Source organism: Dietzia sp. B44 (genome assembly GCF_014145245.1).
Lineage (GTDB): Bacteria > Actinomycetota > Actinomycetes > Mycobacteriales > Mycobacteriaceae > Dietzia > Dietzia natronolimnaea.
On sequence record NZ_JAALEF010000241.1, the window covers coordinates 1 to 8,262 of the forward strand.

At 68.7% G+C, this 8,262-nt stretch carries 8 protein-coding genes; 4 read left to right on the forward strand and 4 right to left on the reverse strand.

Annotated features, from left to right (window positions below):
• Nucleotides 1-42: 42 nt before the first annotated feature.
• Nucleotides 43-774 carry a response regulator gene (locus tag G6017_RS08780; protein ID WP_182616982.1) on the reverse strand — a complete coding sequence of 244 codons (732 nt, stop codon included), beginning with the start codon at nt 772-774 and terminating at the stop codon, nt 43-45.
• A 311-nt stretch (nt 775-1,085) separates the two neighbouring features.
• Between G6017_RS08780 and G6017_RS08785 the strand changes: the two genes are divergently transcribed.
• On the forward strand, nt 1,086-1,631 hold the full coding sequence (locus G6017_RS08785) for a hypothetical protein (protein ID WP_182616983.1): 546 nt from the start codon (nt 1,086-1,088) through the stop codon (nt 1,629-1,631).
• Between the two features lie 393 nt (nt 1,632-2,024).
• On the opposite strand, the gene ccsB is transcribed toward G6017_RS08785, so the two are convergent.
• The gene (ccsB, locus tag G6017_RS08790) at nt 2,025-3,023 is read right to left on the reverse strand and encodes a c-type cytochrome biogenesis protein CcsB (protein ID WP_179523362.1); all 999 of its coding nucleotides are present in this window, start codon (nt 3,021-3,023) and stop codon (nt 2,025-2,027) included.
• Nucleotides 3,020-4,711, reverse strand: coding sequence for a cytochrome c biogenesis protein ResB (resB, locus tag G6017_RS08795; RefSeq protein ID WP_179523363.1), 1,692 nt, complete (start codon nt 4,709-4,711; stop codon nt 3,020-3,022). The genes ccsB and resB overlap by 4 nt, the downstream gene beginning before the upstream one ends.
• Nucleotides 4,712-4,889: 178 nt before the next feature.
• Between resB and G6017_RS08800 the strand changes: the two genes are divergently transcribed.
• Entirely contained in the window at nt 4,890-5,390 is a 501-nt protein-coding gene (locus tag G6017_RS08800; protein ID WP_179523364.1) for an SRPBCC family protein, read from the forward strand.
• Here G6017_RS08800 and G6017_RS08805 read toward each other — a convergent pair.
• On the reverse strand, nt 5,356-6,015 hold the full coding sequence (locus G6017_RS08805) for a TetR family transcriptional regulator (RefSeq protein ID WP_182616985.1): 660 nt from the start codon (nt 6,013-6,015) through the stop codon (nt 5,356-5,358). The two genes, G6017_RS08800 and G6017_RS08805, sit on opposite strands and share 35 nt — an antisense overlap.
• Before the next feature lie 92 nt (nt 6,016-6,107).
• Between G6017_RS08805 and G6017_RS08810 the strand changes: the two genes are divergently transcribed.
• Together G6017_RS08810 and G6017_RS08815 are read left to right on the forward strand one after the other, a co-directional pair.
• Complete coding sequence (locus tag G6017_RS08810; RefSeq protein WP_182616987.1) at nt 6,108-7,109, forward strand: 3-ketosteroid-9-alpha-monooxygenase, oxygenase component; 1,002 nt, start codon at nt 6,108-6,110, stop codon at nt 7,107-7,109.
• Between the two features lie 8 nt (nt 7,110-7,117).
• On the forward strand, nt 7,118-8,209 hold the full coding sequence (locus G6017_RS08815; protein ID WP_182616988.1) for an NAD(P)H-dependent amine dehydrogenase family protein: 1,092 nt from the start codon (nt 7,118-7,120) through the stop codon (nt 8,207-8,209).
• The last annotated feature ends 53 nt before the right edge of the window (nt 8,210-8,262 follow it).

Sequence of the window (8,262 nt, forward strand, 5' to 3'; positions counted from 1 at the left end):
CCGCGGTTGACGACGAGGCGGGCAAGCCCGGCGAACTGGGCATCAGCGCGGTTCGCGCAACACGTAGCCGACGCCGCGGATGGTGTGGATGAGCCGCGGCTCCCCGGTGTCGATCTTCTTGCGCAGGTACGACACGTAGGACTCGACCACCCCGCCGTCACCGCCGAAGTCGTAGTCCCACACGTGGTCCAGGATGCGCGCCTTGGACAGCACCGTCCCGGAGTTGACCATCAGATATCGCAGGAGAGTGAACTCGGTGGGCGAGAGCGCGACGGCCCGGCCCGCCTTGCGAACCTCGTGACTGTCCTCGTCCAGCTCCAGGTCGGCGAAGGTGAGCCGCGAGCTGCGCTCGGCCCCGGACAGCGTGCCCGCGCGACGCAGGATCGTCCGCAACCTGGCCACCACCTCCTCGAGGCTGAACGGCTTGGTCACGTAGTCGTCGGCCCCCAGGGTCAGCCCGGCGACCCGGTCGGCCACGGCGTCCCGCGCGGTGAGGAACAGCACCGGGGCGTCGCAGCCGTCCGCGCGCAGCCGCTTGACCGCGTCGAAACCGTCCATGACCGGCATCATCACATCCAGGATCACCGCGTCGGGCCGGAAGCGGCGGGCCTTGTCGATCGCCTCGGCGCCGGTGCGGGCGGTCTCGACCTCGAACCCCTGGAACCGCAGTGAGACCGACAGCAACTCGACGATGTTCTCCTCGTCGTCGACCACCAGCACCCGGGCCTCGGGCCGGGCGTCGGGGGCGTTGCTCGCTTTGGCGTTCACGTGCACAGTATGCCGAGGGATCGTGGCGATTCCCCGGCAGCTCGCTGGCAGGTGGCTGGGAGCCGCGGTCGCTGGCACCTGCACGGGCGGCCCAGCGGGTGGATGAAATCGTGGCGCGGCAGCGGAACTCGTCGTCGTAGTCACGGTTCTGGCCGTGTACCTGGCTCTGGTCGTGGTCTTACTTCGCGCTCGGGAACCCCGCTTGACCTGGGCTGCCCTGCGGAGGGGGTACAGGGCACCGGAGGGCAGCTCACTTTTCGGAGCGGTTCCGGGAGGAACCGACGACCGCCCGCGCCCCGCTGGGGCAGCATGAGGGGATGACGAAGCCGTCCAATACCCCTGCTATCGCCTCCGCCACCGGCCGGTCGTGGAACGAGTGGGTCGAGATGCTCGAGCAGGCCGGCGCGCGGGAGATGGTGCATTCGGCGATCGCGAAGGTAGCCCTGGGGATGATGCCGGAGTCGGTCGAGCGCGCCGAGTGGTGGGCCCAGGGCACGGCCATCGCCTACGAGCAGCATGCCGGCCTGCGGGTACCGGGCCAGTCCTGCACCGGCGACTTCCAGTTGTCGACCTCGCGGACCGTCACCGGGGACATGGACGCGGCGCTGCGGGCGTGGGTGGAGCTCGCCGGAGACCGGAAGGAATTCGGCGGCGTGGAGGTCGAGTCTCCCCCCGCCACCTCGAGCAGCGAGAAGTGGCGCTACTGGCGGGTCCCGCTGTCCGACGGCACGCGCGTGGCCCTGAACTTCAGCGAGAAGAAGAACGGCAAGTCCTCGGTGGGGCTGACGCACACCAAGCTCGACTCGGCCGAGGCGATCGAGTATTGGAAGCCCGTCTGGAAGGACCTGCTCGCGCAGCTCTGACTGGCTCGTGGTCGGTCAGGGCGCTCGAGCTGAATGCTCGAGATGAGCCCCTCCGCCAGCCCCGGCCCGGACGGCCCACCGAGCAGTTGAATGCCCGGTGGCGACCGGAACTCATCGTCGTCGTCGCACTCTCCCAGCTCAGAGGCGCGACCACCTCCGTGCCCTGCAACCGGGTTGCAGGGCACCCCAGCTCACGCGGGTGATGTCGAGGACAAACCTGGTCCGCCGCCCGGAGCAGCGAGTAGCACGGCCACGAGGACAGCCGGCCCAGTTGGTCGCCAGAATGCGCGAGAGTCCGCGCGGGGAGCTGCGAGATGTCAAGCAATCACAGCGTGATGTCGACCAACCACAGCAGGCCGGGGCGGTGCGGGGCAGGGCGGGGCAGTGTGGGGGTTAGTTCAGCCCGGCGTAGGAGTGCAGGCCCGAGACCACGATGTTGATGAAGAAGAGGTTGAACGCCAACACCACGAAACCCGCGATGTTGATCCACGCCGCCTTCTTGGGGCCCCAGCCGCTGGTCGCGCGGGCGTGGAGGTACCCGGCGTAGAGGACCCAGGAGATGAACGACGCGGTCTCCTTGGGATCCCAGCCCCAGAAGCGGCCCCACGCGCTCTCCGCCCAGACCGCCCCGAGCAGGATGCCCACGCTGTAGATCGGGAAGCCGATCACCGTGGTGCGGTACGCCAACCGGTCCAGGGTTTCGGCGGCGGGCAGCGGCCGGGTCAGTCGCGTGGCCCACCCCTTCTCCTGACCCTGGGGTTGCCACACGCGCAGCAGGTACATGATCGACACGACGCCCGGGATGAGCAGGATGCCCGAGCCCAGCGAGATGATCGACACGTGGATCGGCAGCCAGTACGAGCGCAGTGCGGGCACCACCGGGGCGGCCTCGGAGTACAGATGGGTCCCGCCGAAGAACAGCAGCAGCAACACCGGGGCGAGGACGAACGGCCACGCCACCTGCAACGCGGGCTTGCGCAGGAACACCAGTCCCGTGCCCACCGCGAGAACGGTGGTGGCCAGGATGAACTCGTACATGTTGCCCAAGGGGAAACGGTCGGTCGCCACACCGCGGAGCACCAGCGAGGACGCACTGAACACGAAGGCGATCGTGACGAACAGTTGCGCGATACGCGCCCAGCGCACGTTGCCCGCGGACGCGCGGTCCTCGTCGCCGGTATCGGTGAGAGACGTGGACTCGGTGAGTCCCGGCCCGCCGGCTCCGGCGAGCTGCCTCGGCGAGACCTTCTCCACCCGGAAGCCGGCGTAGTAGATCAGCGAGGCGATCAGCGCCAGGACATAGATGGCGAACGACGTGCGGAACGCCAGGTCGCTGTAGGTCGAGAGCGTCTCGTCGATGGGCAGGCCCTGTGCGAGTATCAGAGAGTTCACCGGGTGTCGTCCTTCCGCGGAGCGTCGCCGGCGGTGCCGCGACTGGTTGCAGTGTGTCCCGAGTCGGGCTCCTCGGGCAAGACAGGTGTGACGGCCGCCGCTGCGACGAGCCGGTCCCGGAGCTCGTCGAACTCCGATCCCCAGCCCATCCGGTCCGTCCGGGCGAGGCCCCCCAGGTCGACACGGGTCACCTCGTCGTCGTCGACGGTCACGCGCGCCCAGATGCGGCGGCGCCGCACCATCAGGCTGAGGATCAGTCCGGCCATCATCACCGCGGCCGAGACACCCACCCAGATCTGCGTGGGGTCCTCGGAGACCTGGATGTTGATGAACTCCTCGGCGCCGTCGAACCGGACCTCGGTGCCGTCGGGGAGGGTGGTGGATTCGCCGGGGAAGAGGTTGACGCGCGCCTGCCGCTCGAGGGCGCCGGTCTCGATGAGGTCGGATTCCAGCGAGAAGACTGACTGCGGGCGGCCGGTGTCGAGCCCGGCGTCGCCCTGGTAGACGTCGATCGCCACCGCCGGGTCGTCCATCCGCGGGAAGCGCGAGCTCAGAATGGTGCCGTCGAACGACGCCGTGGGCGCGAACAGGCCCTGCACGGCGATCTGCTGCGTGCGCCGCTCCATCAGGTCCGGGTACAGGCCGGCCGGCGGGTCGAAGCGCATGATGCCCGACGACAAGAACGTCTGCAGCTCGGTGGGCTGCCAGTGCTGAGTGTCCGTGCGGGTCTCGCCATTGGGGAACGTGACGGTGAAGGTGGGCGCGAAGCCGTGGCCCTGCAGGTAGACGCGGGTCGACCCGACGCGCAGAGGGTGGTTGACCCGCATCTCGTACGGCTCCCACGTCTGCGGATCAGTGGTCGCGACCTCCTCGGTGAACCGCACGTTGGAGGTGAACATCTCGGCCTGGCCGTTGGGCAGGTAGTCGGCGCGGAAGTCCTCGATCTTGACGCAGAACTGCTCGAGATCCGTGCCGTCGACCAGGAGTCCCGCGCGGAACGTGTCATACGCGCTGGGGGTGGTGTTGCAGAAGGCCGGCGATTCGGCGTTGGCGATGATCACCCGCATGCCCTCGGCGTAGACGAACTTGCCGGCCGCGAAGGTGATCAGCAGGGCGAGCAGGGCGAAGTGGAAGACGATGTTGCCCACCTCGCGCGTGTAGCCGCGCTCGGAGGAGAGCTCGATGGTGCCGGGGACGCGGCCGTCGCCGTCGTTCCGCCGAACCCGCCAGCCCTTGAGCTGGGCCTTGACCTGGTCGGCGGCCTGCTCGGGTGAGGCCGTGGTGCGGTACGCGGCGTGATGGGGCAGGCGCGAGAGGTTGCGGGGAGTGAGCGGCGGGGGCGTGCGCAGCTGCCGGACCAACTCGAAGCAGCGCGGGGTGAGGCAGCCGATCAGCGAGATGAACAGCAGGACGTAGATGGCGGTGAACCACCAGCTGGAGAACACGTCGAACAGCTGCAGGCGGTCGTAGAACTCGCCCAGCCAGCCGTTCTCGGCGATGTAGTCGTTGACGTTGCCCTCATTGAGGCTGCGCTGGGGCAGGAGCGCGCCCGGGATCGCCGCCACGGCGAGCAGGAACAACAGGATCAACGCCGTGCGCATGGCGGTGAGGGTGCGCCATGAGTTGCGCAGGAATGCGGTTGTGGTGCCCAGCGTGGAGCGGGCGGCGGCGGTTCTGGGCTCTGGCATGGGGTCCATCTGCGGTTCGCGGCGCGCCGACCTGTCGCGGCGCCGGTTTGGACCCAGACTAGTCGGGGGCTCCTGAGCGGTTTCTGTGAGGGCTCGGCCCGCCTGAACGACCCACGGGACAAGAACGTGTTCTACCCTCGGGACATGGACCTCCAGGGGTCAGACGAGAGGAGGGGCGATGCCGACCATGCACCCCTGTGAACCGGTGGACGTCGAGTACACCGACACCGCCCGGTTCCGCTTCACCAACAGCGTGGCGATCCCCGCCACGCCGCGACAGCTGTTCGAGATCTTCGTCGACGCCGACTCGTGGCCGCGCTGGGCGGGCGTGATCACCAAGGTGGTCTGGACCAGCGAACCCCCGTACGGCGTGGGCACCACCCGCACCGTCCACATGCTCGGCGGCCTGGTCGGCGAGGAGGAGTTCCTGGCGTGGGAGCCGGAGCGCCGGATGGCATTCCGGTTCAACGCCAGCTCCACCAAGGGGATCCACGCCTTCGCCGAGGCCTACGACATCGTGCCCACCGAGGGCGGCTGCCGACTCACGTGGACCCTGGCGATGCACGGCAACGCGGCGACCAACCTCTCGCTCACTGCGGTCCGGCCGGTGATGAACCTGCTGTTCCGCCGCTTCCTGCGGCGACTCAGCGCCCTGGCGGCCGAGAGGTACCCGAGCTAGTCAACAGCAGGCGCAGTCGCCGCGTCATGTCGTCGACCAGCGCCTCCGGATCCTCGGCCCGCTCCGAGCGCACCCACTCGGACAGCCACACCTGGAGGGCAGAGATCGCCATCCCCGCAGCGATGCGGGGATCAAGGCCGGCGAGCTCCCCCCGATCCGCCGCGGCCTGCATCCCGGCGGCGATCACCTCGAGGCCAGAGCTCCACACCGTGCGCTGGATCCCGTGGGCGCCCTCCACGCTGCTCGCCCATCCCCCACCGGCCCGGAGATTCATCTCGAGATAGGCGGGGTGCGCCGCCAGGAAGAGGAAGACCCGACGCAGTCCGGTGAGCAGGCGCTCGAGTCCCGGCTCCCCGGCGTCGGCCTCGCGCACCGCCTCCAGCAGGGCGTCCATCCGCGTGCGGTGCAGGGCGTCCCAGATCTCCGCCTTGCCGGAGAAGGACTTGTACACGGTGGCCAGCGACAACCCGGCGGTGGCCGCGATCGCGTTCATCGGCGTGGCGGCGAACCCGGCCTTGCCGAACTCGCGCTCCGCGGCGCGGAGGATCTGTCGGCGGTAGCCGTGGAGCTTCTCCTCACGGTCGCCGGTCCTCGTCGTCGTCGTCGTAATCCCTGTGGCCTCCACGGCTCGATGCTACCTTCGCAGAATCGCCATTCTGTTTTTGTGGATGGCGGTTGCCACCTCCTGCCGGTTCGAGCCGAGAACGGAGTCCGCCGATGCCCAAGCCCCCGCTCCCCATGAAGCCGACCGGGTGGTTCCAGGTGGCGTGGTCCGCCGAGGTCCCGGTCGGGCACGTCCATCGGGTCACCGCGTTCGGGGAGGACCTGGTGACCTGGCGGAGCCGATCCGGCCGGGCCACCGTCATGGACGCGTACTGCAAACACCTCGGCGCCCATCTCGGCCACGGCGGCACCGTGGTCGACGAGACCATCCAGTGCCCCTTCCACGGCTGGCAGTGGAACCCGGACGGGCGCAACACCGCCATCCCTTACGCGGACCGCCCGAACCTCGGCCGCAAGATCAGGACGTACCCGGTGGTCGAGCGGAACGAGTCGATCTACCTCTGGCACGACCTCGAGGGGCGCGAGCCGTACTTCGACGTGCCCGACGTCTTCACCAGCTGGGACGACGGCACGCGCGCCGAGGACTACCACCCGTGCCACCCGCGGACCACGCTCGTCGAGGAGCGGCTCCACCTCCATCCGCAGTACGTCCTGGAGAACGGGGTCGACTTCGCGCACTTCGAGTTCGTCCACAAAGTGCCGATCATCCCGGTCTTCACCAGGCAGGACTTCGACCAGCCCGTCTCCTACGTCGACTTCACGATCGCGTTCGAGGGCTCACCGGGGTCGATCGAGGAGGTCGACAGCGGGGTCGAGGCCATCAACGGCGGGCTGGGAGTGGCCGTCACCCGGAGCCACGGGATGGTCGACAACCGCACCGCGACCTGCGTCACCCCCGTCGACGACGAGACCTGCGACGTCCGGTTCTCCGTCTGGATCCGTCGGCGGCCGGACCTGGGTGACGACGAGTCCGCCGATCGCGCGGCCAGGCACGGCCGCGGCGTGATCGAGCAGTTCGAGGCCGACCTCGCCATCTGGAGACACCAGAAGTACTCCGACCCCGCCGCACTCGCTCCCGGGGAATACGAGGGGTTCACCGCCCTGCGGACATGGGCCACCCAGTTCTATCCCGACCATTCGCTCCTCGAAAGGTGACACCTCAGATGACCAGCAGCACCAGTGAGCCCGCCCGCGTGTTCCAGGTCGCCACCGGCAACGTCGGCAGCGAGATGATCAGGCGGATCGGCAGCCACCCGGATCTGGAACTCGTGGGCGTCCACTGCTACACGCCCGAGAAAGTCGGCCGGGACGTGGGCGAGCTCGCCGGCATCGCGCCCGTCGGGATTCTCGCGACCGGCACCGTCGAGGAGATCATCGCCACACGTCCGGACGTCCTCACGTTTCACGGTGTCTTCCCGGACGAGGAGCTCTACCTGAAGGTCCTCGAGGCCGGCATCAACGTCGTCACCACAGCGGACTGGATCACCGGCCATCACCGCGACCTCAACCATCCGCACCCGTCCGGCCGGTCGTGGCGGGAGATCCTGGACGAGGCCGCGAAGTCCGGTGGGGCCACCTTCTACGGAACCGGCATGAACCCGGGCCTCAACCAGATCCTCGGCCTGGTCGCCTCGGCCGACGTGGCCGACATCGAGAACGTCACCACGATCGAGTCCGTCGACGTGTCCTGTCACCACTCCGCCGACACCTGGACGGAGGTCGGCTACGGCAGGCCCGTCGACGATCCCGCGCTGCCGGGGATGCTGCGCAAGTACACCGAGGTGTTCGCGGACTCGGTGTACATGATGGCCGACGCGTTCGACCTCGAGCTGGACGAGGTGGTGTTCGACTGCGAACTGGGCGCCTGCACCGAGGACGTCGACCTGGGCTGGTACCGGCTACCAAAAGGGTCTCTCGGCGGGAGCTACATCAAGTACCTGGGGATGGTCGACGGGGTCTCGCGGATCGAGACCCACCTCGAGTGGCAGATGACCCCGCTCACCGAGCCCAAGTGGGACATCAAGGGGTGCTACATCACGATGATCACGGGCGATCCGCAGATCTACAACAAGCACATGATCTTCCCCGCCCCCGGCGTCGACCTGTCCGATCCCGAGGACTTCGCGTCCATCGGCATGACCGTGACCGGGCTGCCCGCGCTCAACTCGATCAGGTCGGTCATCGCCGCGCCCGCCGGGGTGGTCACCAGCGCAGATCTGTCGCTGCGGACGTTCGCCGGCAGGTTCGCGAGGTAGCGGGCCACCGGGCTCGGCGGCGGTGGCTCCCTCGGCGGCGGCGGCTCGGCGGC

What these genes read in the sequence shown, in the direction of transcription:
- G6017_RS08785 (WP_182616983.1), top strand. Translation starts at nt 1,086, where the DNA reads ATGACGAAGCCGTCCAATACCCCTGCTATCGCCTCCGCCACCGGCCGG.
- resB (WP_179523363.1), bottom strand. Translation starts at nt 4,711, where the DNA reads ATGCCAGAGCCCAGAACCGCCGCCGCCCGCTCCACGCTGGGCACCACA.
- G6017_RS08800 (WP_179523364.1), top strand. Translation starts at nt 4,890, where the DNA reads ATGCCGACCATGCACCCCTGTGAACCGGTGGACGTCGAGTACACCGAC.
- G6017_RS08810 (WP_182616987.1), top strand. Translation starts at nt 6,108, where the DNA reads ATGCCCAAGCCCCCGCTCCCCATGAAGCCGACCGGGTGGTTCCAGGTG.
- G6017_RS08815 (WP_182616988.1), top strand. Translation starts at nt 7,118, where the DNA reads ATGACCAGCAGCACCAGTGAGCCCGCCCGCGTGTTCCAGGTCGCCACC.